We start from the raw sequence: 24,934 nt of genomic DNA, 5'->3' as shown, positions 1-24,934 counted from the left end.
AGATTTAAACCTTATTTATTCGTCATTAATTAAGTGCGAATCATATCTATTTCCCATCCTTTGTTGGGGAAAAACTCCTTTCTATCCAGGACTATTTTATTCTAGAATCAAGTGACAATTTTACTAACTTTTAGAGATTGGTTGATATAGCCTTCAATCCTTGAAAAGGCATATTTTAGTTAATCTACAAAAAGTCATAAATTAGAACGAAATAGCCCTGTTTCTATCTCCTGACTCCTAACTCCTAAATATCCTTATTTTTGCATTTTTGCTTTTATTTTTGTTTGCAACCTGCCATTGCATCAACTAACTCTAATTCGGACAATCTAAAACTTACCTTCTGTTTAAGTTAGGATACTTGCAATGAAGATTTTTTTTTACTGAAATAATTAATAATTAAACAATTAAATAATTAGATAATTCAGGTTTAAAGTCTCCCCTTTCAAGGGAAAAAAATCTTTTAGTCAATCCTCTCTCTTTTAGGGAGAGGTAATTATCAATTATCAATTATCCATTAATGAATTATCCCCTTCAATTATTTTTTCTTGCGACCTGCCGTTGCATCTACTAACTCTAATTCTGACAATCTAAATGTCACTAATTTATCCCAATTTCCACCTTCAAATAGTACAGCAGCTTTACCATCACTTACTCGTTGAACTTGTCCTTGAAAACCATAGTAAGTGTCACCAATATTTTTAACTCTAACTGCTACACCAGGTAAAATCATTGTCTCTACTCCCATTAAAATATTTGCTAAATTTTACAAAAGTGAAAATTTTTTAATCGTAATTACTTTGGCATTTATAACGATTTTTTGAATTCAAAATTCACACATTCAAAGTTCAAAATTTTTGGCTCTAAATTAATTTGATAATTATTTAATTAAAGATACAGGCCTCGTTCTTCTCCAACGAAAAAAGAACATAATTATCTTACTTATTTCCAGCCTCTTAAAACAGCCCCAAGGTAATAATTTTGAATTGATAATTGATAATTTTGAATTGTCGCAAAGCGACTTGACTTTTCTTATGCTAAAGCAGCAACAGAAACTCTAGCAGCAATTTTTTGAGCGATCGCCCGTAACTCTTGAGCAGATACAGAACCAGGATCGCCTACTACAATAGGTATTCCCGAATCTCCCCCCTCTCTGACAGGCATTTCCAAAGGAACCCCACCAAGCAAAGGCACTTCTAATTCTTGAGCTGTTCTTTCACCACCACCAGAGCCAAAAATATCATACTTTTTCTCCGGCATATCTGGAGGTACAAAATAACTCATATTTTCCACTATTCCCAAAACAGAAACTCCCAACTGCTGGAACATTTTTAAACCCTTGCGCGAGTCAAGTAATGCCACAGTCTGAGGAGTCGTCACAATTACCACACCAGACATAGGAACAGCTTGGGCTAATGTTAATTGAGCATCACCAGTACCAGGAGGCAAGTCTACCAATAAATAATCTAATTCACCCCATTCCACTTGGTACAAAAATTGTCGGATAATTCCATTTAACATAGGGCCACGCCAAATCACAGGTTGATCCTTGTCAATTAGGAAAGCCATAGAGACCAACTTTACCCCATGATTAAAAGCAGGTTCCAACACTTCCCCAGATTGTCCTTGTTGTACCATAACCTGAGCATCTGCTAGACCCAACATTGTCGGATCGTTGGGGCCATAAATATCAGCATCAATCAAGCCTACCTTAGCACCCATCTGAGCTAGTGCTACAGCTACATTTACTGCCACTGTGCTTTTACCAACCCCACCTTTGCCACTAGAAATAGCAATAATATTTTTTACTCTATCAATACCTTGGCGATCGGGTATAGCTTTCTGTTGAGGAGTCTCTGCCGTGACATCTACTATAACCTCCTTAACTCCTGGTAATTTCTTGACAGCTTTTTGGCAGTCTTCTACAATAAACTCTCGTAATGGACAAGCTGGGGTTGTCAAAACCAAAGTAAATTTTACTTGCCCATCTACTATATTAATATTGCGAATCATGTTTAATTCCACCAAACTCTTCTGTAGTTCTGGGTCTTGTACTGGCCGCAATACATCTAAAATTGATTTAGTCTCAAGTATATTGGACATTTGATTTGTCTCATAAAATTTCTCTAAGTATTATAGAACCCCTAAGCGTATTTATTTAATAAGTTACAAGTCCAATACCCATCTGGGAAAAATAAAAATTAAAGTATTTGTAAGTAAATTTACTCACAAAAAACTTAAAGAACTGAGAAAGAACTAGAAAAAGTAACTAGATGATCGAGAGCATGGTAGGATAAAAATTCTGGAAAAGATTTAATTTTTAGCCAACTTCAAACATAGATTATAGTTATGGTAGTTTCTACTGAACCGCAAAAAACATCTTCATCTGTACCAGTCACTAACACAAAAGAACGAGTCAGTGAATTTATGCAGACTATACAAGATGAAATTTGTCAAGGACTAGAGGAATTAGACGGACTTGAGAAATTTAAAGAAGACAGTTGGGAACGTCCAGGTGGTGGCGGAGGCAAGTCCCGTGTAATTAGAGACGGTGGAGTTTTTGAACAAGGAGGAGTGAATTTTTCAGAAGTATGGGGAGATCGATTACCTCCTAGCATATTAACCCAAAGACCAGAAGCAGCAGGTCATAATTTCTATGCAACAGGAACTTCTATGGTACTGCACCCAAAAAATCCTTATGTACCAACAGTTCATCTGAATTATCGCTATTTTGAAGCCGGACCTGTATGGTGGTTTGGTGGTGGTATAGATTTAACACCTTACTATCCCTTTGCCGAAGATGCAGCTCACTTTCATCAAACTATCAAGGCAGCTTGTGACAAAAGCCATAAAGAGTATTATCCTGTCTTTAAACGGTGGTGTGATGAGTATTTTTACTTGAAGCATCGTCAAGAAATGCGTGGTGTAGGAGGTATATTCTTTGATTATCAAGATGGTCAAGAAGAATTATACAAAGGGCCTGACGATCAAGGAGCAGCAGCAATCTATAGTCAGCAGTTAGGAGTTCCTGAATCTCGTAATTGGGAATCTTTATTTACATTTGTACAAAATTGTGGTAAATCATTCTTACCAGCATATAAAACAATAGTAGAAAGACGGCAACCCATGAAATATGGCGATCGGGAACGCAACTTTCAGCTATACCGACGTGGCCGTTATGTTGAATTTAATCTAGTGTATGACAGAGGTACAATTTTTGGTTTGCAAACCAATGGTCGTACAGAGTCAATCTTGATGTCTTTACCACCTTTAGTTCGTTGGGAATATGGCTATAACCCAGAACCCAACACACCAGAAGCTGAACTATATGAAGTATTCTTAAAACCTCATGATTGGGCTAACTGGAAACCAAATCATTAATTGCTCTGAGTTAAACTACAGTTAGATGGGCAACCACCGCAAGTAATATCATCCCGAGGGAAGGGTCAGTGATTCAGATTGAGCAAAAAACCCACGAAACTCCGGACGGCACAACAGTAATCGTCCTATCACCTACTGGACGCTTGGATATAACAACAGCTTGGCAGTTTCGCCTCAAGTTGCAGGAATGTATCTCCAAACTAAGTCGTCATGTAGTGGTCAATTTAGGCCAGGTTAACTTTATTGATAGTTCTGGATTGACATCCTTGGTAGCAGGGATGCGAGATGCTGACAAAGTTAAGGGTAGCTTCCGTATTTGTAGCGTTCATCCAGAAGCAAAACTTGTATTTGAGGTAACCATGATGGATTCTGTGTTTGAGATTTTTGAAACAGAAGAGGAAGCTCTTAATTATGATGATGTCCGTGAAGGTAATAGAGCTTAAAAATTCTGAAGCAGAACCAGTCAATTTGATACTAGAAATAATACCTTGATAGCCAAAGTAATACTTTTAACTTTCCTGGCGGGAAGTCCCGCGCTCTCCATCCCCCCTAACCCCCCTTGGAAAGGGGGGAGGGGGAGCGTCGGGATGAAAGCCAGGGCCAGGATTTGGATACCTTCATAAGCTAAACGTTCATAGGCCCAAGACACAAGCTAGGAGCATTTTGTTATTATCAATGTCAACACAGGGGGAGGACATCACCTCTGTCATGTGCAGCGGTGAGGGTTTCCCAGACTGAAGAATCCCGCGTTGTCCATCCCCCCTAACCCCCCTTTGAAAGGGGGGAATAGAAGGGCAACGTCGGGAGTATGTCAAAGAGGTATTATTTCTATACTATAGTTTATCCATAATATATCTTTTGGCAATCAATTCAACTCCTGTACCATGGAATTGTGCTTTGATGAAACAATCATTCATTTAGTTAGACTAAGCTTTAAATTCAGAATTTGAAGTCTTAGTTTGAATGGCTACCAACTAGAATCAGGTGGCCATTTTAAACAAATTAATGAATAACAATTTGTTCTCAACCAAAGCTACAATTTTTGATAAATTTTTATGGTCTTAAGAACTCCTTTAAGTTGCTTGGTCTGTTTATGGATAGATATTTTCTAGGAGTTGACCTAGAGAGTTTTGATCTAGTTAACAATTTACGTTATAACGCAGTATTACGAAAAGCAGTTCCAAACGCTTTTAGCAATGGGATAGAGGGTGTTGTAGTTCACCCCGTTAAGGTAACACTTAATTAAAACTAAATCAAAAAAAAATTTTCTATAGATTTAGTAACTATATGTTATAGAGTAGAAAGTAAAAACTATAGTGCTATATGATTTTGTGCTAGGATTAACGAAATACCCATAAGCACAACGTTGGGGTAGGTACTTCACATCGCAAAACCCACTCTGCTTTTCTGAAAACTACCATAAGCTTAAAAGGTTATGTAGTAGATAGAAAATTAATATTCAGGGATGGGATTATAGAACTAGAACACCAGGTGAATAATAATCGTACTGTTTCAGATACTAAGAAAGCGTTTTATAACTTTCACACCCGTCCTATTAATTCAATATATAACCGGGTAGTTGAAGAGTTGTTAGTGGAAATGCACCTGATTTCCGTTAATGCTAATTATAGCTATAACCCATTTTATGCTTTGGGTGTAGTTACAGCTTTTGAACGTTTTATGCAGGGGTACTCTCCAGAGCAGGACAAAACTTCGATTTTTAATGCTTTGATTCAAGCACAAGAGGAAGATCCAAACAAATACCTTAATGATGCTAAAGGGTTAGAAAGCTTAGTTCAGCAAATATCAGCATCTGATATACTTTCGTGGATTTGTTTATCAAATAAAATAGACAATATTCAACATTTGCAAGATGATTTAAGAGCTATTTCTGAAAACTCAAAATTTAGGTATAGTCGCTTATTTGCTATAGGTTTATTTACTTTACTAGAAATAGTAAATCCAGAATTAACTAAGGAACAACAGCAGCGCAAAGAAGCGATCGAGAAAATTTCCCAAGCTTTAAACTTGGTAGAAGAAAAGTTGTTAAAGGATATAGATTTGTATCTTAGTAACCTGGAAAGAATAGCTCAAGCTCGTAGTGCTATGGAAGATACCGTCGAAGCAATGAAGAAAAAACGAGAACAACGTAGCTTAGAAAAAGCTAATATTTCTACTCCTGCCAATAATACTTCCGAAGATAGTGATTAAGAAAAAAAGGTGAGAATTTAGTTAGTAAGTCAATATTTATTTTTGCTCATTTTTTCTATCTTATCCACTCGGATACTAGAGGCTAAATTCCTTGTTAATTTATGATGGAGATTAAAACAAATAAGTGTTTTTTTATCTTCGCAAAACTCTATTATTCTTGTTATCTTGAATATACTAGAGGACTTTTGAATTAGTAGAGATATTTAAGCTTTGAACGGAGGCAGATATTTGGAATTCCTTAGCTGATCGTAGAGTTGAAGTTTCATCAATTCACTCCCTCAAATTATGGGATATAATATCTCATTACATTTCATTTAGTAATACCAGAAAAAATATTCTCATAAGTCATAAGTTTTAAGTTTTAAGTTTGAGTTGAGATAAAAGTAGAAAGTTTTAATCAAAATATTTTTACCTGTATTTTTAGCTAAAATATATTCCTGAAAACCTTCAAACGTTTTCAAGTCAAAAATACTTCATTATTAATAATTAATAGACATCTCCAAAATAAAAATTAAGCTATGACTGTTATGAAAAATTTGTCAAAACTATGTACTAATGACTCAGATATTAACAATAAATACCTCAAAGACTGATAATAGTGTAGAATATTCCCAAAATGCTTGATAATCATAAAGAAGCTAACGTCAACCTACAGAATGCTTTGGCAATTTTTGGATATGTCTAATAGAGATTCCTTTTTGCTACCATGCATGAATGAAAAAAAGAATGTTATAAATAATGACCTAGGAAAATTGTCAGCTTAATTTTCGATGCTAGCAACACTGAAGATTGACTTACTAACTACTACTTAAAATTTATTTATAACAAACATTTATAACCTCTGGGATAATCATTGAATTATCAGAACTAAGTGAATTTTTGAATCCAAGTAAGTTAACGCTCAAAAATTCTAATCTTTATTGAATTCTTGAGCTTCAAACTCATTAGCATAAGATTTGAGCAAATTACTCAGTTGTGAACTAACATCAGGAGAACTGCCAAAAACTGTAGGGTTAATTGGTTGTCGATTAATATTTTGATCGATAGCTTCACTTACCTGTTTAGAAATCAACTTTTGAAGCTCATCCTTAGCTTTAGACCTTTGAAACTGAGCACCCTCCTCAGTAGTAGCATACAAAGGAGGAAGTCTATTCAAAGCATAAGCTGCAATATCCCCCACATCAAGAGTTTTATCGCTACTCGCTTCAATCTCTGCTACTCGCGCGATCGCTTCAGATAGAACTAACTCTTCCATCACATTAATAAATTGTTTCCGAGGTAAAACAACTACTTCTCCTGTTAATAAAGCTCCCATTAAACGGTCAAGGGCCATATACTCCTCAATCGACAATTCAGAAGCTGTATTACAGATTCTTCCTACCTCTGCTTCCATAGAAGGTGTTAAATAACCATCTTGTAAAGCTTGTTCAACAATTCTTTCTATACTCATAACTTTTATTATGTAAACTTATTAATAAGAATTTTCCGATAACAACATATCTAACTTAATAATTAGAATAAGGTGATAAGTTCATCAAAGTGAAAAGGAACCACCATGACATTCTTAAAAGTATAACTAAAAAATCACAGATATATTTAAAGCAAAAAAAATTTCTCTATCAAAAATTTTTCCATAGTTTCACTTTCATAGCACTTTGAAAAAAGAATGCTACAAAAATGTACATCTCTATCTGAGATGCTTAAAAATAGCTGTTCCAATTCATTTTAGACAGTTATCTCTATAATTCCCCCCTTTTTTTTGAAAATTTACTCCAACTTCGATCTTTCTTCTTCCCTCTTTCTTACTTCTACCATTTGTAATAAACGTTGATCACGCTTGATATAATAACTAGAGAAAATTTATTGTAACCTGGCTTCAAAGCCTTCTTTCTTGGTCAATGAAATGCCATGATGAGAAGACCTCTCGACCTTGCGCTATTCACAATAATATGTTAATTTCCACAAACTTGTTGCACTAGCACTGATTATTGTTCCTGTCCCACTAGCGACATACCGTGTAGCTTGCCTTTAGACTACAAAAAGGGAAACTCCCTAGAACCAGGTGTGCGAAAAGTAGTATAAATCTTTAGTTGTCAGGTCATAGCATCCAGAATTGTTGAGCTATACCTACCATTAGTAGAATGTCACTCAATACCATTATATCGCCAAGGAACCGGATCTACAGCTTGACCATGTACATATAATCCCCAGTGAAGATGAGGACCTGTAGATGCTCCTGTAGATCCTACAGTACCAATTTGGTCGCCAGCTTTCACCATATCACCTTCCCTGACATTAATACGACTCAAATGGATAAAAATGCTGGTTACTCCTTGGCCATGGTCAAGACCCACAGTATTACCATGAATTTCAAAACCTTGAGATTCTAATCCTACTAGGGAAATACGTCCAGCAGCGGGAGCTACGACAGGGGCACCATTGTAATCTGCATAATCTACTCCACGATGATAATAGTTTTCAGCAAAGTCTCCATTATAATACCGTCGCACTCCATACACGGTACTAACTGGGCCTTGGTTCGGGCGGAGAAACGGACCGTTCCAAAATTTCTTTGGGGTGACAATTTGTTTAAATGCTCCTACTCTGTCAAATTCTAAGTCTGTTCCTTGAAGAGATTTTTTGTCAGGAGGTAACCAAATAGATTGAGTGGGAAAGGAGCGATTTTGCAGGTTTACACTTAGATTTTGTGTACCTGTGTCAGTAGTCACTTGAAGTTGTCGGAGGCCAGATTTATCTAAAGGAGTTGTGGGCAATAATGCCCGAAATCTATTTTGTCCAATAGAAAATGAGGGGTAAGTTTTTCCATCCATACTAACTGTAGGGGTTGAGAGATTTCTGTTTGCTTGCTGAATCACAACAGATAGAGTATCCCCCAGTTGTAGGTTAGTAGGAGTGACTTGTACAGTTTGACTTAGACCAGGTATAGTAATTACAAAAACTGCTGTAACAGTAGCTAAGATAAAACTAGGGATAAACTGCTTAATTTTAAATGACAAAAACATTAATTCTTGATACTTGAGATTCTTTTGAAGGAATTAAAATTAAATTTTTTGATCTAAATTTTTTGATCTAATCTATATATTATCAAATTGATTTCTCCCTTGAAGAAAGCCGCATAGATTCTAAAAGGATACTTCACAAAGCGTTAAAATTGCTTTGATTCGCGTCTTTTTGGCTGACGAGAATTTTAACTTCTGGGGATGAGTTAAAACACCCCTAGTCACTCGACTCAAATTTACATTGAGTCTTGTGATTACTTTACGAATAATATTCACGCCTCCCTAAAAATTAGCGTTGATATATTGATACTAAATCCGGTGCGCAAATACAGATTACCCATGAAGGTAAGGCAGCTATGCTGGAGGAACTTATGCTGAAGGGTTATAAGGATTTGAATAAACTAGCTTTTTATAACGGGATTTAGTATGATATTCTACTGTACTATAAAGCTTCTATTTACTCTTTTAATCTGATGATTTCCTCCCTTTTCTACGTAATTAAATTAACAGATTTTACACCGTATTTCAGCAATTAACAATTAATAATTAACAATTAATAATTAATAATTAACCCTCCCTTTTAGGGAAGAGATAGGATTCAGTATAGTATAAAAGAAAAAAAGATTTTTTTTGTCCTTGAAAGGCTAGGCTTTCAACCTTAATTATTAATTATTAATTATTTGCTAAGTAGTTTATCCACGTATAGAAAGCTTGATTTTGAAGCACAAATTTCTTCGGTTTCTATTCAAATTTAATTCCATATTTTCTGCCAGTTGAGCCATACAGTTTTTCAATTTATGCAGTGGGAATAAAAACAGGCATATTGATTATTTTTTTTTGCCTGATTCTATTTCTTTTTTTGTACTTTATTTCAGCTATAAAGAATCATTTTTCTCTGATTATTTTTTCTCTGATTATTTAAACAATTAATGATAATTATATCATCCTTTTTTACTAACAAATTCAGGTTTAAAGCTTCTCCTTTCAAGGATAAAAAGAACAAAAAAATCTTTTCAACCAATCCTGCTATTACAGAAGAGATAATAATTTAATAATTAATAATTAATAATTGAACGCATCTCTCATCTACATATATCTATGTTCTATGTAAGTTTTGCAGTTATTTTAGCTAACCTATTTTACTAAAATCCTTGAGGTTTTCCTGTTTTTATTTTTCCTCCCTGTTTATTCTACCAACGATTGATAAATTTGAGATGCCTTCCATTGAGTCTGACAAAAATGTGCCCTTTACTTAATTAAAAAGTTGAATGTCAACCGCTGCACTAATAGCTGAATTTTTGCCTTGGGGTTAATATATCTTTACAAGCTCGTCATATTTATAAAAATCCGTGCAAGAAGATTTCAGGTTAATTATAGACTTAGTATTAGTTCTAACAGCAGCAGCGACAGGAGGACTATTCGCATCACTCTTGCGACAACCAGCTTTATTAGGTTATCTACTAGGTGGGATTATTGTTGGACCAGCAGGATTTGGTTTAATTAAAGAACTTATTCAAGTAGAAACTTTAGCTCAATTAGGGGTAGCTTTTTTACTATTTGCTTTAGGAGTAGAATTTTCCCTAGCAGAATTGAAAAAAGTCCAAACAATTAGCCTCGGTGGTGGTGGACTACAAATTATCTTTACCATTTTAGTCACAACATTAATATCTGTGGGTGTAGGTTGGGTATCCTCTCCAGTCCAAGGAATATTTTTAGGAGCAATACTCTCCTTATCCTCAACAGCAGTGGTACTAAAATGTTTGATGGAGCGGAACGAAGCATCTACATCCCATGGTCAAGTTATGTTAGGAATTTTAGTAGTCCAAGACTTAGCCTTGGGATTAATGTTAGCTGTTTTACCAGCTTTAAACCAACCACCAGAAATTATTGGTATTGCAGTAGGGCGATCGCTTCTGGAAATAGGTCTATTTGCCCTGGGTGCTATAGCAGCGGGAACTTGGGTAATTCCACCCTTACTGAAATTTTTGGCCAAAACTGAAAGTCGGGAATTATTTTTACTGGGAGTTGTGGCCTTGTGTTTGGGAATAGCTCTCCTGACTCAATATTTGGGTTTTTCTATTGAAATGGGAGCTTTTGTAGCGGGTTTAATGATATCTGAAGTAGAATATGCTGACCAAACTCTAACTTATGTTGAACCTATTCGAGATATATTTGCAGCTCTCTTTTTTGTAGCGGTTGGGATGTTAATCGATCCATTTTTCCTGTGGAGTCATCTAGAAATAATTCTGGGTTTAGTCTTTCTGGTTCTAGTAGGAAAATTTTTGATTGTCACTCCCATTATTAGAATTTTTGGCTATCCCCTAAAAACGGCAATTTTGGCAGGTTTAGGTTTAGCTCAAATAGGAGAATTTTCTTTTGTGCTTGCCAGTGCGGGACAAACATTAGGATTAGTTTCTCGTCGGGTATACTTATTAATATTGGGTACAACGGCTGTAACTTTAGTAATTACACCTTTTGTCCTGAAAATTGCCCCACAGTTGTTAAATTGGGCTGAAAATTTTCCTTGGTTACAAAGATATCTTTATGAAACGACTCAACCTGCTACAGCTATATCAGTAGATTTACCCCTAGAAAATCATGTTATAGTCTGTGGTTATGGAAAAGTAGGACGTAACTTAATACAACAACTGGAAAACCATGATATTTCGTATCTGGTGATTGATCAATCAGAAAGGGTGACTCAAAAGTTGCGGGAAAAAGATATTCCTTATCTTTATGGTAATATTTGCTCTATGCACGTTTTGGAAAGAGCAGGTTTAGATAGGGCACAAGCAATGGCGATCGCTATACCAGATGCCATGAGTACGAGACTTTGCCTAAAGCGCTCTCTAGAATTTGCCCCAGATTTGGATATAGTTGTTAAGGCTAACCGATATAAGGATATTGAACTGTTATATCAACTGGGAGCGAGGGAAGTAGTCGAGCCAAATTTTGAAGCTAGTTTAGAACTTTCTAACCATCTCTTAGTTGGTATGGGAATATCGGCAAGAGTTATTCAAAAGGAAATAGAAGAAATTCGTCAAAGTCATTATCAAGCATTACGGCCTTTAATACCAGATCCTGAAATATCTCGCGAGTTAAAAGCAGCAATTCAAGATATGAACAGTAAATGGTATTATTTACCAGAAAATTCTCCTTTGACTGGCATGACTATAGAAGAAACTAATTTAAGACGGTTGACAGGAGTTAGCTTGATGGCTATTCGCAGGCAAGAAGGAGAAGAAATTGATTATCCAGAAGGCCAGACAGTATTAGATATTGGCGATAAACTTTTGTTAGTAGGAGAACTTTCAGAATTAGATAGTTTTGATCGCTTGGCCCGTGGAGAAATTGCTGTACCAAAGGAAAGTACATCTTCTCAATGGTTAACCTTAGCTGAGTCTAGTCCTTTTGTGGGTAAAAGATTATCTGAAATAGATTTATATAGTAAGTATAAAGTACAAATTCAGGTAATTCGACGAGAAGGAAAATTTATGCGATGGCCTCAAGGAGATACGGAAGCTCAAGTGGGCGATCGCTTACTTCTTTGTGGTGGTTTCCATGAACTTACTCAAATACGGCGATTAACTATTCCCCAATCTAAGATATCTCCTCAAAAGCAAAAGTTAGCTACAACAGTTAAGGAAACTACAGAAATCTCTAAATAAAACAGGGAACAGGGAACAGTAAACAGTGAACAGAATGACTATAACTGATAATAAACTGATAATATATGGATAATAATTGATATCAAGTCCGTTTAATTGCACAGACAAATAGCATCTACAGGCGGATTTATGAGATGTGTAGGCAGTTGAGTTTTAAATTCTTGACAATACAATAGTAGAAATAAGTAGTTGAGTATCTTCTACTGACTACTAATTAGAAATATCTATTATGCTCAAAAAGCAAAAATTGGCTGATGTAAATATCAATTAGTTTTTTGGTTTGAGATAAACAATAGCTTGTCGCCAAATTAGAATTGGTAAATCAGACTGATCTAAAAGGCAGATACAATCTGAGTCTTGCCAGAAAACTTTTCCTACATGAAGGTCATTAGTAATTAATTTCATTTCTACTTCTTTTTTTTCTTTAATATAGGTTTGAATCTGGCGAACACTAGGTAAACTGGTATCAAATTCAGGCATAATAAGTGTTTAATAGTGTTTAATATTGAATTTAGTATATTTTATAACTTGTTTAATATAACAGGAAATTCTTATACTAATCCTAAATGATTTGTGAAAAAAACTGTAGGGATTTGGTTCTCAAATCCGACTTTAGATTGGGTTGGGATACCAAACCTCTATGAGCAAATATGACAAGATGGATCGTAGATTGTTATATCTATTATTGAAATTATAGGAGCATAATTAAATGACAATATCATTTGCTAAATATCATGGTCTAGGCAACGATTTTATTTTGATTGATAATCGCCATCAACCTGAAACTATACTAACACCAGAACAAGCCATAAAATTATGCGATCGCAATTTTGGTATTGGTGCAGATGGTGTAATTTTTGCCCTACCTGGAGCAGAGCAAGCAGATTATACCATGAGAATTTTCAATTCTGATGGTTCGGAACCGGAAATGTGTGGCAATGGAATTAGATGTTTAGCTAAGTTTATAGCAGAACTAGAAAATAATAATAAGACTAAATATAATTTCCATACTGGTGGTGGCCTAATTGTTCCAGAATTAAAAGGTGATGGTCAAGTAACAGTGGATATGGGACAACCGAAACTATTGGCGCAGGAAATACCGACGACTTTAGTTAATCCTGATGAGAAAGTTGTAAATCGGCCTTTAGAAGTAGCTGGAAGGTCTTGGTCTGTTACTTGTGTTAGTATGGGAAACCCTCATTGCATAACTTTTGTAGAAGATGTTAATGCTATAGATTTAGCCCAAATAGGTCCTAAGTTTGAACATCACTCAGTATTTCCAGAACGTACTAATACAGAATTTATTCAAGTTATTAGTCCAAAATATGTAAAAATGTTAGTTTGGGAAAGAGGTGCTGGTGCAACATTAGCTTGTGGTACAGGTGCTTGTGCGTCAGTAGTCGCAGGGGTGTTAACTCAAAAGAGCGATCGCTTAGTTACAGTAGAGCTACCTGGAGGTTGTTTGGAAATTGAATGGTCAACTATAGACGGAAAAATCTATATGACTGGACCAGCAGAAAAAGTATTTACAGGAGAAATTAATGGATAATGGATAATTGATAATTGATAATGAAAACTAAGCACTATCAATACGTATTTTATTTTGTTTACCTACTTATCTTTAATTATTAATTATTCATGGCTTTGTTGCATGAATGTTCTATAAGCATTATGAAATAAGGATTGATCAATTATTTACAGGAGAAATTAATGGATAATTGATAATTAATAATGAAAACTAAGCACTATCAATACGTAATTTATTTTGTTTACCTACTTATCTTTAATTATTAATTATTCATGGCTTTGTTGCATAAATGTTCTATAAGCATTATGAAATAAGGATTGATCGATAAATATCATTAATGCTAAGGTATTGTAATGCAAGGATTCCAGCATATTCGTGCAACAAAGCAATTATTCATTATTAATTATTTAGCAGCATTTGCTAGAAAAAACTAACAAACTGATAACTGATAACTGATAACTGATAACTGATAACTGATAACAGGGGGTAGATTTATGGGGGGAGGTATTTATTTAATTCAGGATAATGACCAACTTGTGGAAATGACTGAACAAGCTTATGATTCGGAAGATCAACTACAAGAATTTCTGGAAACTTATCCTAATCTCTTAGCAGGAGATGATATAGATAGAGGTATCCCTAGACGATGGTTATTAATTTCACGAGAAATAGTAACATCAAAAGAAGAAGAGATGACTCAGGAATGGGCATTATCTCATTTATTTCTTGATCAAGAAGCAATTCCGACATTAGTAGAAGTAAAACCGACTCATAATAGAGAAGTCCGTCAAAAAGTGGTGGGTGAAATGATTGATTATGCTGCTAATGCAGGAATTTATTGGCCTCTTGAATCAATTATTGCTAAGTTTGAAGTTAATTGCCGAGAAAATGGTCGCGATCCAGAACAGGTATTTGAAGAGTTTCTGGGTGAAGACGCTAATGAGGAAAAGTTTTGGCAAAAAGTTAAAACAAATCTACAAGCAGGGAAGATTCGTTTAGTATTTGTGGCGGAGAATATTTCAGCTGAACTACGAAGGATAGTGGAATTTCTTAATGAACAGATGGACCCAGTAGAAATTTTAGCACTAGAAATTAAACAGTATGTTAGTCAAGAAGGTTTAAGAACTTTAGTTCCGAGAGTAATTGGTCAAACTACGGAAGCACAACTGAAAAAATCAAGTACAACTCGTGAAAGAAGGAAGTGGGATGAGACTTCTTTCTTTTCAGAGTTTAAAACGAGATGGGGTAATGATGAAGCATCAATAGTGATAAAAATTCATAACTGGGCTAAAAATCAAGAACCTTTAGTGAAAATTCAGTGGGGTACGGGGGATGTTTATGGTGGTTTTGCAGCAATAGTTAATCAACAAGGGAGAAAGAATTTAGAGTTATTTAGTATTGATATTTCTGGTCGTTTGGAAATTTATTCTAATAATTATAGTTCTCAACCTCCATTTAATAGTAATGGTAAATGGTTGGAGTTGAGGTCTAAACTTAGTTCTATAGGTTTAGCTTTACCAGAAAATTCTGAGGAATTTAGAGCACCTAGTCTCCGTTTATCAACTTTACAAGATGATGAGGCGTTGGATCAAGTAATGGAAAGTTTTCATTGGGTTATTGAGGAAGTAAATCAAGGTTAATTCAGTTATCAGTTATTAGTTATTAGTTATTAGTTATTAGTTAGTTTCCGGGGGAGGTAGTATTAACTTAGTTCCTCCAGAGATAGGGATGCAGTAAGTACGGTATTTTCTTTTTTTATCCTTTTAACAGCGATTTTTATAATTAGTAAAATATAAGGTTAATTGTGAAAAAATAAATGTTTAGGGATTTAGGGAGCAAACTCCTAAAGTAAATTTATTTTTGATGAAATATAACCTATTTGGAATCTTTGGCATTAATTTTCCTTTCTACAACATTTGCTCTGAGCTGATAAACAGTAATTTTTAGTTGAACAAAAAGTCATGCGTATGGGCGAATAACTAAAGCTAATCTTTAGCTTATCACAAAAATTGTGAGGATGCAACGGAAAATCCTTTGACGCGCAATTTTTTTTGTGGGAAGCTCTACAAAATGAAAATATTTTTGGTATTGCTCCTGGAAAAAATTCCTGAATATTTTGACTGTCTTTTAGCCAGGAATTTTAATTGAATAAAAAGTCATGCGTATGGGCGAATAACTCCAGCTAATCTTTAGCTTATCACAAAAATTGTGAGAATGCAACGGAAAATCTTTTGACGCTGGAATTTTTTTCATTAGTCTCAGAGAATGAAGATGTTTGTGATTTTCCACTAGGGAAGTATAGATGGAAAGATTTAATGATGGGAAAAATCTAATTCTAATCGTTAACTAGCTATTAGCTTTTAGCTGATGGTTGATACTGATGGATAACCGCTGAATGCTTATTGTTGAGAGCTAGCAGTATTTTTAAAAGAAAGGGAGCATTTTTTGCTCTTTTCGGTGTATTGCCTATATTCTACTCCCTCCCGACTGGTAACTCAAAAATTTTTATGCGGGTCAAAAATACTAAATTGCTTCTATATACTTATTTGTTATTATGTTGATAATATCAGATTTTTATATCTAGGTGTAAATAAGTTCAAAATAATTATGTCTGATTCTCTTGTTGGTGAAATTATTGGTGGTAAGTATGACGTTATTACGGAACTTGGAAAAGGTGGAAGTAGTATTTTTTATTTGGCTAAAAAGTTGAATAGTAATGAACGTTATGCTATTAAAACACTTTCTACGGATGAAGAAAATGCAATTAAATTGTTAGAAAGAGAAACTGATACTTTGAAACGTCTTAATCATCCTCATATTGTAAAGTTTATAGATTATGGTCATGAAAAACGTCATAAATTGGTTTATTTGGTATTGGAATATTTGGATGGTAAAGATATTAAAAGTTATTTTGATGGTGGGATAGATTTAAAAACAAAGTTAAGTTTATTTTTACAGATTCTTGATGGAATTAGTCATGCTCATGGAAAGAATATTGTGCATCGGGATATTAAACCAGATAATATTAAGGTGATAGATATTGATGAGGAACCGGAAGCAAAAATTTTAGATTTTGGCATAGCTATTATTACTACTACTTTGTTAACAAATACGATTAGAAGTTATCATACACCTTTATTTTCTGCGCCGGAGCAAATTAATCTTGAGGGAGTTTCTAGAGATTCGGATGTTTATTCTTTGGGGATGACTTTTTTATATTTATTATCAACTCCGTCGGAGCGAATTAGATTTCAAAATGAAAGGGATAAAACTATTCTTTATGAGTCTGTTGAAGAAGTTTTAAATGATTATTAAAATTATCAATATTTAATAGAAGCTTTTAAAAGTGCGACAGAAACAGACCGTGAAAAACGCCCTAGACTTGATGTTTTGAGAAAGGTTATTGCAGATTTTTTAGAAACATTATCTGAAACAACAAATATAGTATTTAGGGTGACTTCTATTCTCAAGGAAAAAATAGACAGCAACAACAACTATCAAGGAAAAGGTTTAAGAGTTAAAAAGCATATTGAATCAGATTTAAAAGCTAATTCAGGAATTTTACATATCAAAAAACATACTCAAAAAAATCGGAAGCAAGAAAGAGATGATAGGTTGAATGTAGAAATTTTTGTAGAAACTTTAGCTAAAATCTACCAAGGTTTTATTGAGTTAGATGAGCCTAATTATATTGTTATTTATAACGAACAATCTTTTGTTAATCCTCAATTCCAAGAAAGAATTGTTGACAATGGAGTAGAAATAAAAATTGAGCCAATCGTTGAAATAGATTCTAATTCAAGAAGAAGGAAAAGAGATTTTACCGATTTAAGTGATTTAGTTAATCAAATTATTCAGAAAGAACAAGAAGTTGAAAATGAAAGAGAAAATAATCAAGCATTAGCAGCAACATTTGAACAATGGCAATCTGTAATTGATATTGAAAAAGAGATTATTCAAGGGCAAAAATCAACTTTTGAATATAAACAAAAATTCTATGAACAGCAAAGACAAATTGTAATTGTAACTTTAAGAAAACCTATCTCTATTGAAGATTTGGAAAAAATTACATCTCTTCCATTATCTGTAACTATTTCTACCACAAAACAATCATCTTCTCGTCGAAAAAAATCAAGGCAGTTCCCTATTGGAAAAATTACCGATGGGGAAAAATCTAGTAATGGAGAGTTAATTGAAAAACTACATATTAGTATGGGAGATTTTTGCTCTGATGAAGATATTGAGTCTATATCAAAGACAGGAAAAATTGAAACAGATTTACAAGATCAAGAATCTGAAATTGAGAAAAGACGTAAAGGTTTAAGAGAGATTAGATATGGTGATTCAGAAAATCCAGAATTATCTCAGGTTATTCTTAATCCTTCTGATGTTAAGTTAATTGAGTCTATATTAATTAGGCAATTTTTTAATCAACAATTAGATGAGTCACAACAAAAAGCTGTATGTAAAGCTTTAGCTACTGAGGAAATATTTTTAATTCAAGGTCCTCCGGGAACTGGACAAACTTCTGTAATTACTGAAATTATTCGGCAAATTCTCAAGGAATATCCTAACGATAAAATTTTGATTTCTTCTCAGTCTAATGTGGCAGTAGATAATGTTTTAACGAGAATATCTACTGTAGAAAGTCAAGAAATTAAGTGCATTAGAATTGGTAGAGAGGAAAAAATTGAAGAAAATGCTAAACAGTTTGAAGTAAGGAAAGCTATTATTAACTGGCAAAAATATATTAGTGAAAAATATGTTGCTTATTGGCAGGAATATCAGGAAAAAAATGAGCAAATTTTATCGGGGGTGAAAAAGATTTCTGAGTTAGAAGAGATTAAAAATAAAGGTCAAGAGTTGAAAAGTTTGGCTGCGAAATTAACAAAAATAATTGCTAGAGTTAATTCGGAATTGGTTATTGAACCAGAGAATTTAGCATCTATAGAATTTTCGGATATTGCCTTGGAGCTAATTTATGAAAAGCTAGAGTTGGAACGAAAAATATTAGAATCTATAGAAAAATATACTGCTAAATTTTGCATCGAGTATCCGGTACAAAAACAACTTTCAAATTGGATCGATCGAGAGTCAAAATTTTTGGCAACTCTCCTGGGTGATAATCAAGAAAACTATCAGAATTTTATCAAGTTGGAGAAGTTAAATAAAGAGTGGAATGAAAAATTGCAGAGAAAACAACAAGATTTGATGTCTATATTTATGGATGAAATAAATGTTGTAGGGGCAACTTGTTTAGGGGTAGCTAGATTTAAATACCGTAATTTTGACTGGGTAATAATTGATGAAGCTGCTCGCTCGACTGCACTGGAAAGTTTTGTTCCAATGTCGAAAGGTAAGAAGATTATTTTAGTGGGAGATAATCAACAGTTACCGCCAATTATTGATAAAGAAGTTCAGCAAAAAGCGTGGAATGAACAACAGATTGAACAGAGAATTCTGGAGATGAGTTTGTTTGAATATCTTTATGAAAAATTGCCAGATAATAATAAGATAACTCTAACTAATCAATATAGAATGCACCCAAATATTGGTGATTTAGTCAGTGAATTATTTTACGAAAGTGAGGTTAAAAGTGAATTTGTTAACCTTGAGAAAAAACAACATAGTTTGACAGAATTTAAGAGCAGTATTTATTGGATATCTACTAGCGATGTTTCTCCAGAAGAATCTCAGGAAAAACGAGCAGGAAAAAGTTTTAGTAATCTTTATGAAGCTAAAGTCATTAAAGGAGTTTTGGCAAAAATTCAAAAAAATTGTGAGTCGAATAATTTATCAAAAGAGGTTGGTGTTATTTCTGCTTATCGTTCACAAATTGGTATTTTAGAATCGACTATTGCTCCTAAAAATAAGCAGTTGTGGAAAAATATAGATATTTTGATTCATACAGTTGATGCTTTTCAAGGTGGAGAAAAGGATATTATTATTTATGATTTAGTTAGGAGTAATTCTCAGAAAGAATTAGGGTTTAATTCCGACTATCGGAGATTAAATGTTGCTTTATCTCGTGCTAGACAGTTATTAATTATAGTCGGCAATGATAATATGGTTTATGAAGGAAGAACACCTCCTAATCTTCCTAATAAGTTTAAAGATTTAATCGAATATATTGATAGTAGTAAAGTTTGCTTTAGAATCAAGTCTGGTAAATTTATAGAATGAAATACTTTATTATTACAACGAAATATTGAGAGGGGTTTGCCAACCCAACCCCCACAGAGAAAAAATTGGAAAAATTCAGGAAGATGCAGTTATTAATCAAATTATTGAAACGAACTTTTGAGAATGCTTTGGAAACCCAACCTCTACGGATAAAAAATTGGAAAAATTCGGAAAAATGGAGTTATTAATAAATTTATGGCAACGAACCTTTGAGGGAGGTTGGCAAACCATAACCCGACAGATAAAAATTTGGAAAAAGTCGGAAAAAGGAGTGATTAATAAATTTATCGCAACGAACCTTTGAGAGAGGTTGCCAGACTCAACCTTGACAGATGAAAATTTGGAAAAAGTCGAAAAAATGCAGCTATTAATAAATTTGTCGCAACGAACCTTTGAGGAGGTTTGCCAACTCAACCCCGACAGATAAAAATTTAGAAAAAGTCAAAAAAATGCAGCTATTAATAAATTTATGGCAACGAACCTTTGAGAGAGGTTGCCAGACTCAACCTTGACAGATGAAAATTTGGAAAAAGTCGGAAAAAGGAGTGATTAATAAATTTCTGGCAACGAACCTTTGAGAGAGGTTGCCAGACTCAACCTTGACAGATGAAAATTTGGAAAAAGTCGGAAAAAGGAGTGATTAATAAATTTCTGGCAACGAACCTTTGAGAGAGGTTGCCAGACTAAACCTTGACAGATGAAAATTTGGAAAAAGTCGGAAAAAGGAGTGATTAATAAATTTCTGGCAACGAACCTTTGAGAGAGGTTGCCAGACTAAACCTTGACAGATGAAAATTTGGAAAAAGTCGAAAAAATGCAGCTATTAATAAATTTGTTGCAACGAACCTTTGAGAGAGGTTGTCAGACTCAACCTTGACAGATGAAAATTTGGAAAAAGTCAGAAAAAGGAGTGATTAATAAATTTGTCGCAACGAACCTTTGAGGAGGTTTGCCAACTCAACCCCCACAGATGAAAATTTAGAAAAAGTCGGAAAAAGGAGTGATTAATAAATTTCTGGCAACGAACCTTTGAGAGAGGTTTGCCAACTCAACCCCCACAGAGAAAAATTTGGAAAAAGTCGAAAAAATGCAGCTATTAATAAATTTGTCGCAACGAACCTTTGAGGAGGTTTGCCAACTCAACCCCCACAGAGAAAAATTTGGAAAAAGTCGAAAAAATGCAGCTATTAATAAATTTGTCGCAACGAACCTTTGAGAGAGGTTGCCAGACTCAACCTTGACAGAGAAAAATTTGGAAAAAGTCAAAAAAATGCAGCTATTAATAAATTTGTCGCAACGAACCTTTGAGGAGGTTTGCCAACTCAACCCCCACAGATGAAAATTTGGAAAAAGTCGGAAAAAGGAGTGATTAATAAATTTGTTGCAACGAACCTTTGAGAGAGGTTGTCAGACTCAACCCCGACAGATGAAAATTTAGAAAAAGTCGAAAAAATGCAGCTATTAATAAATTTCTGGCAACGAACCTTTGAGGGAGGTTGGCAAACCATAACCCGACAGATAAAAATTTAGAAAAAGTCGAAAAAAGGAGTGATTAATAAATTTCCCGCAACGAACCTTTGAAAGAGGTTGCCAGACTAAACCTCGACAGATGAAAATTTAGAAAAAATCGAAAAAAAGGAGTGATTAATAAATTTTCCGCAACGAAACTTTGAGAGGAGTTGGCAAACCATAACCCGACAGAGAAAAATGTGGAAAAAGTCGGAAAAAGGAGTGATTAATAAATTTCCTGCAACGAACCTTTGAGAGAGGTTGTCAAACCATAACCCGACAGATGAAAATTTGGAAAAAGTCGAAAAAATGCAGCTATTAATAAATTTGTCGCAACGAACCTTTGAGGAGGTTTGCCAACTCAACCCCGACAGATGAAAATTTAGAAAAAGTCGAAAAAATGCAGCTATTAATAAATTTCTGGCAACGAACCTTTGAGAGAGGTTGTCAGACTCAACCCCCACAGATAAAAATTTGGAAAAAGTCGGAAAAAGGAGTGATTAATAAATTTGTTGCAACGAACCTTTGAGAGATATTTGTATACTCAACCCCCACAGATGAAAATTTAGAAAAAATCGGAAAAAAGGAGTGATTAATAAATTTTCCGCAACGAAACTTTGAGAGGAGTTGGCAAACCATAACCCGACAGAGAAAAATGTGGAAAAAGTCGGAAAAAGGAGTGATTAATAAATTTCCCGCAACGAACCTTTGAAAGAGGTTGTCAGACTAAACCTCGACAGATGAAAATTTAGAAAAAATCGGAAAAAAGGAGTGATTAATAAATTTTCCGCAACGAAACTTTGAGAGGAGTTGGCAAACCATAACCCGACAGAGAAAAATGTGGAAAAAGTCGGAAAAAGGAGTGATTAATAAATTTCCCGCAACGAACCTTTGAAAGAGGTTGGCAAACCATAACCCGACAGATGAAAATTTGGAAAAAGTCGAAAAAATGCAGCTATTAATAAATTTGTTGCAACGAACCTTTGAGAGAGATTGGTATACTCAACCCCCACAGATAAAAATTTGGAAAAAGTCGAAAAAAGGAGTGATTAATAAATTTCCCGCATTGATAATTATCCCATCGCTCCCAAGAAAAACGTAAAATATTATCTTCGGTGAACAAAGGAATAGGAATAGTAAATAAACTACCACTTATACAAGTTAAAAATAAGATAGTTGTTGCGGAAAATTTAGAGCGAAGTTGTTCAATTAATAAGTAGTAAGTGCCAAATAAAATTGCAGATACAAATGCTGCTATAGCAATCATATTTCAGTTGTGAGATTTTAGTGGTAATTAGGAGTCAGGAGTCAGAATCTAAAAAGATTTTGATTTATCTTAGATGTTTCATAAATCATTTCTGATTGCTATAAGTCGCCAGTAAAATTTCTCTGAAAAAATTAAATGTAAAAAAAATGAGAGTAATACGAAGGTTTATGTATTTGTGCAAATATAAATCAAAAATTTATAAATATTACTAAAGTGGAGGTATCATGCTATTTTCAAAATATTTCAATAGTTATCTCTCAGAATATTCCCGGTTGATAAAAAAACTCTTTACTATCACAGAAAAAATGTTTTTTTAGTTGATAAAATAGACAAAAAAAGATATCGTAGCCAAATTTTTAATTGTTAGGTAGTAAGATGAGTCCAGAGAATCGCCAGTCAAATAAATTAGGAATTATTACTAATTTTTTTCAATTTAATCAACTTCAAACCAATTTCTACAGAGAGATAATTGCAGGAATAACTACCTTTGTCACAATGGCATATATTTTAGTAGTAAATCCTGACATTTTATCCAAAGCAATTTTTTTGCAAAACTCCGGCGATCTATTTGGGGAATTGGTAATTGCCACAGCAATATCGGCAGCATTTGCAACTCTAATTATGGGAATTTATGCGAATTATCCTTATGCTTTAGCACCAGGTATGGGATTAAATGCTTATTTTACTTTTTCAGTAGTTTTGAAGTTAGGAATTTCTTGGCAAGTTGCTTTAGCTGCTGTGTTTATAGAAGGCTTAATTTTTATTGGTTTAACTATTAGCAAAATTCGCATTCAAATAGTTAATAATATTCCCGAATGTATTAAACAAGCGACTACAGCAGGAATAGGTTTATTCATTGCTTATATAGGTCTAACAAGTAGCCAAATAATTGTCACTAACGAAGCTACAACCACTACTTTAGGTAATCTCAATCAACCAGAAACTTTAGTAGCGATCGCTGGAATAATAATTACTTCAGCTTTTGTGGTTCGGCGGATTACTGGAGCATTATTATGGGGAATATTAGCAACAGCATTACTAGCTTGGATGTTAGGAATTGCACCTTTTCCTAAAGGAATTATTAGTTTCCCTCAGTTACCAATACATTTATTTGGTCAAGCATTTATTGGTTTAGAAAATATAGTCAAAACTAATATTTGGGAGTTAATTACTATTATTTTTGTTTTGATATTTGTTGATTTATTTGACACCGTAGGTACTTTAACAGGATTAGGAATAAAAGTTAGATATTTTAATCAAACAAGAGGAGCATTAAACTTAAATAAAGCATTTATGGCAGATGCGATCGGCACAACATTTGGGGCAGTAATGGGTACTTCTACAGTGACAAGTTATATTGAATCTGCTGCGGGTATTTCTGAAGGAGGACGTAGTGGATTTACTGCTGTTGTTGTCGGATTTTTATTCATTTTATCTATATTTTTTATTCCCTTATTATCAGCAATTCCTTCTGTGGCAACTGCACCGACTTTATTAATTGTTGGAGTATTAATGATGGGTAGTGTTCGTAATATTTCTTGGGACGATCCAGCGGAATCTATTTCAGCATTTTTAACAATTATAATTATGCCTTTAAGTTATTCTATAGCGGATGGATTAGCTATGGGTTTAATTAGTTATCCTCTTCTCAAAACTTTTCAAGGTAAATTCCATGAAACTACTTTTTTTATGTGGATATTAACAGTGATTTTTGTCTTAAAGTTTTTGTTTGTAGGAAAATAAAATCTGATTAGTTAGAATCTACAACCTAGCATCACAATTTTATCAGCAATAATAGAAATCTCGAATCATCAAAAATCAAATCAATTATCGTAGAGAAATTATCAATGATTTCTGCCTATTCCCTCCATACATCTTTTGAGTCAAATCAAATCTGATTAGCTACAATCTCAAACCTAGCATCACAATTTTATCAGCAATAATAGAAATCTCGAATCATCAAAAATCTCATCAATTATCGTCGAAAAATTCTCAATTATTTTCCTCTATTTCCTCCATACTTTTTTTGAGAAAAATAAAATCTGATTAGGTAGAATCTACAACCTAGCATCAAAATTTTATCAAAAAAAAATAGAAATCTCGAATCATCAAAAATCTCATCAATGATCGTCGAAAAATTCTCAATGATTTCCCTCTATTTCCTCCATAC

The 24,934-nt window shown here is 34.0% G+C and carries 18 protein-coding genes; 11 read left to right on the top strand and 7 right to left on the bottom strand.

What is annotated here, in order from left to right:
- Nucleotides 1-535 precede the first annotated feature (535 nt).
- Entirely contained in the window at nt 536-730 is a 195-nt protein-coding gene (locus F6K40_RS25950; protein ID WP_094671245.1) for an NAD(P)H dehydrogenase subunit NdhS, read from the bottom strand.
- A 299-nt stretch (nt 731-1,029) separates the two neighbouring features.
- Nucleotides 1,030-2,100 carry an Mrp/NBP35 family ATP-binding protein gene (locus tag F6K40_RS25945; RefSeq protein ID WP_293139990.1) on the bottom strand — a complete coding sequence of 357 codons (1,071 nt, stop codon included), beginning with the start codon at nt 2,098-2,100 and terminating at the stop codon, nt 1,030-1,032.
- 246 nt (nt 2,101-2,346) lie between these two features.
- Between F6K40_RS25945 and hemF the strand changes: the two genes are divergently transcribed.
- The 3 genes from hemF (at nt 2,347) to psb29 (ending at nt 5,589) form a co-directional block, all read left to right on the top strand.
- Nucleotides 2,347-3,378 (top strand): oxygen-dependent coproporphyrinogen oxidase, encoded by a 1,032-nt coding sequence (hemF, locus tag F6K40_RS25940; RefSeq protein ID WP_293139989.1) that lies wholly within the window; start codon nt 2,347-2,349, stop codon nt 3,376-3,378.
- A gap of 68 nt (nt 3,379-3,446) precedes the next feature.
- Nucleotides 3,447-3,821 (top strand): STAS domain-containing protein, encoded by a 375-nt coding sequence (locus F6K40_RS25935; protein ID WP_293139988.1) that lies wholly within the window; start codon nt 3,447-3,449, stop codon nt 3,819-3,821.
- A gap of 1,048 nt (nt 3,822-4,869) precedes the next feature.
- Entirely contained in the window at nt 4,870-5,589 is a 720-nt protein-coding gene (gene psb29, locus F6K40_RS25930; RefSeq protein ID WP_293139987.1) for a photosystem II biogenesis protein Psp29, read from the top strand.
- Nucleotides 5,590-6,499: 910 nt separating this feature from the next.
- Here psb29 and F6K40_RS25925 read toward each other — a convergent pair.
- Nucleotides 6,500-7,039 carry a late competence development ComFB family protein gene (locus F6K40_RS25925; protein WP_293139986.1) on the bottom strand — a complete coding sequence of 180 codons (540 nt, stop codon included), beginning with the start codon at nt 7,037-7,039 and terminating at the stop codon, nt 6,500-6,502.
- 694 nt (nt 7,040-7,733) lie between these two features.
- Complete coding sequence (locus F6K40_RS25920) at nt 7,734-8,612, bottom strand: M23 family metallopeptidase (protein WP_293139985.1); 879 nt, start codon at nt 8,610-8,612, stop codon at nt 7,734-7,736.
- Between the two features lie 1,346 nt (nt 8,613-9,958).
- Here F6K40_RS25920 and F6K40_RS25915 point away from each other — a divergent pair.
- The gene (locus F6K40_RS25915; protein WP_293139984.1) at nt 9,959-12,277 is read left to right on the top strand and encodes a cation:proton antiporter domain-containing protein; all 2,319 of its coding nucleotides are present in this window, start codon (nt 9,959-9,961) and stop codon (nt 12,275-12,277) included.
- A 267-nt stretch (nt 12,278-12,544) separates the two neighbouring features.
- Here F6K40_RS25915 and F6K40_RS25910 read toward each other — a convergent pair whose 3' ends face one another.
- Nucleotides 12,545-12,757: an Hfq-related RNA-binding protein gene (locus F6K40_RS25910; protein ID WP_293139983.1), complete on the bottom strand. Its 213-nt coding sequence runs from the start codon at nt 12,755-12,757 to the stop codon at nt 12,545-12,547.
- Nucleotides 12,758-12,986: 229 nt separating this feature from the next.
- Between F6K40_RS25910 and dapF the strand changes: the two genes are divergently transcribed.
- From dapF to F6K40_RS25885, 5 genes are all read left to right on the top strand, one after another.
- A complete protein-coding gene (dapF, locus tag F6K40_RS25905) occupies nt 12,987-13,826 on the top strand; it encodes a diaminopimelate epimerase (protein ID WP_293139982.1) in 840 nt (279 codons plus the stop codon).
- A gap of 473 nt (nt 13,827-14,299) precedes the next feature.
- Nucleotides 14,300-15,445, top strand: a complete 1,146-nt coding sequence (locus tag F6K40_RS25900) for a hypothetical protein (RefSeq protein WP_293139981.1) — start codon at nt 14,300-14,302, stop codon at nt 15,443-15,445.
- Between the two features lie 967 nt (nt 15,446-16,412).
- Nucleotides 16,413-17,120 (top strand): serine/threonine protein kinase, encoded by a 708-nt coding sequence (locus F6K40_RS25895; protein WP_293139980.1) that lies wholly within the window; start codon nt 16,413-16,415, stop codon nt 17,118-17,120.
- Nucleotides 17,121-17,195: 75 nt separating this feature from the next.
- Nucleotides 17,196-19,988: an AAA domain-containing protein gene (locus tag F6K40_RS25890; protein ID WP_293139979.1), complete on the top strand. Its 2,793-nt coding sequence runs from the start codon at nt 17,196-17,198 to the stop codon at nt 19,986-19,988.
- Nucleotides 19,989-20,163: 175 nt separating this feature from the next.
- On the top strand, nt 20,164-20,292 hold the full coding sequence (locus F6K40_RS25885) for a hypothetical protein (protein WP_293139978.1): 129 nt from the start codon (nt 20,164-20,166) through the stop codon (nt 20,290-20,292).
- Nucleotides 20,293-20,966: 674 nt separating this feature from the next.
- Here F6K40_RS25885 and F6K40_RS25880 read toward each other — a convergent pair.
- The gene (locus F6K40_RS25880) at nt 20,967-21,254 is read right to left on the bottom strand and encodes a hypothetical protein (RefSeq protein WP_293139977.1); all 288 of its coding nucleotides are present in this window, start codon (nt 21,252-21,254) and stop codon (nt 20,967-20,969) included.
- A 138-nt stretch (nt 21,255-21,392) separates the two neighbouring features.
- On the opposite strand from F6K40_RS25880, the gene F6K40_RS25875 reads away from it, so the two are divergent.
- Nucleotides 21,393-21,518, top strand: coding sequence for a hypothetical protein (locus F6K40_RS25875; RefSeq protein WP_293139976.1), 126 nt, complete (start codon nt 21,393-21,395; stop codon nt 21,516-21,518).
- Nucleotides 21,519-22,455: 937 nt separating this feature from the next.
- Here the strand turns inward: F6K40_RS25875 and F6K40_RS25870 are convergent.
- Nucleotides 22,456-22,764: an EamA family transporter gene (locus F6K40_RS25870; RefSeq protein WP_293139975.1), complete on the bottom strand. Its 309-nt coding sequence runs from the start codon at nt 22,762-22,764 to the stop codon at nt 22,456-22,458.
- A 375-nt stretch (nt 22,765-23,139) separates the two neighbouring features.
- Here F6K40_RS25870 and F6K40_RS25865 point away from each other — a divergent pair, with 375 nt between their 5' ends.
- Nucleotides 23,140-24,507: an NCS2 family permease gene (locus F6K40_RS25865; RefSeq protein ID WP_293139974.1), complete on the top strand. Its 1,368-nt coding sequence runs from the start codon at nt 23,140-23,142 to the stop codon at nt 24,505-24,507.
- Nucleotides 24,508-24,934: the final 427 nt, after the last annotated feature.

The organism is Okeania sp. SIO3I5, from assembly GCF_010672085.1.
Taxonomy (GTDB): Bacteria; Cyanobacteriota; Cyanobacteriia; order Cyanobacteriales; family Microcoleaceae; genus Trichodesmium.
Note: the sequence above shows the minus strand (reverse complement) of the source record. Positions and strands in the feature narration are given on the sequence as shown.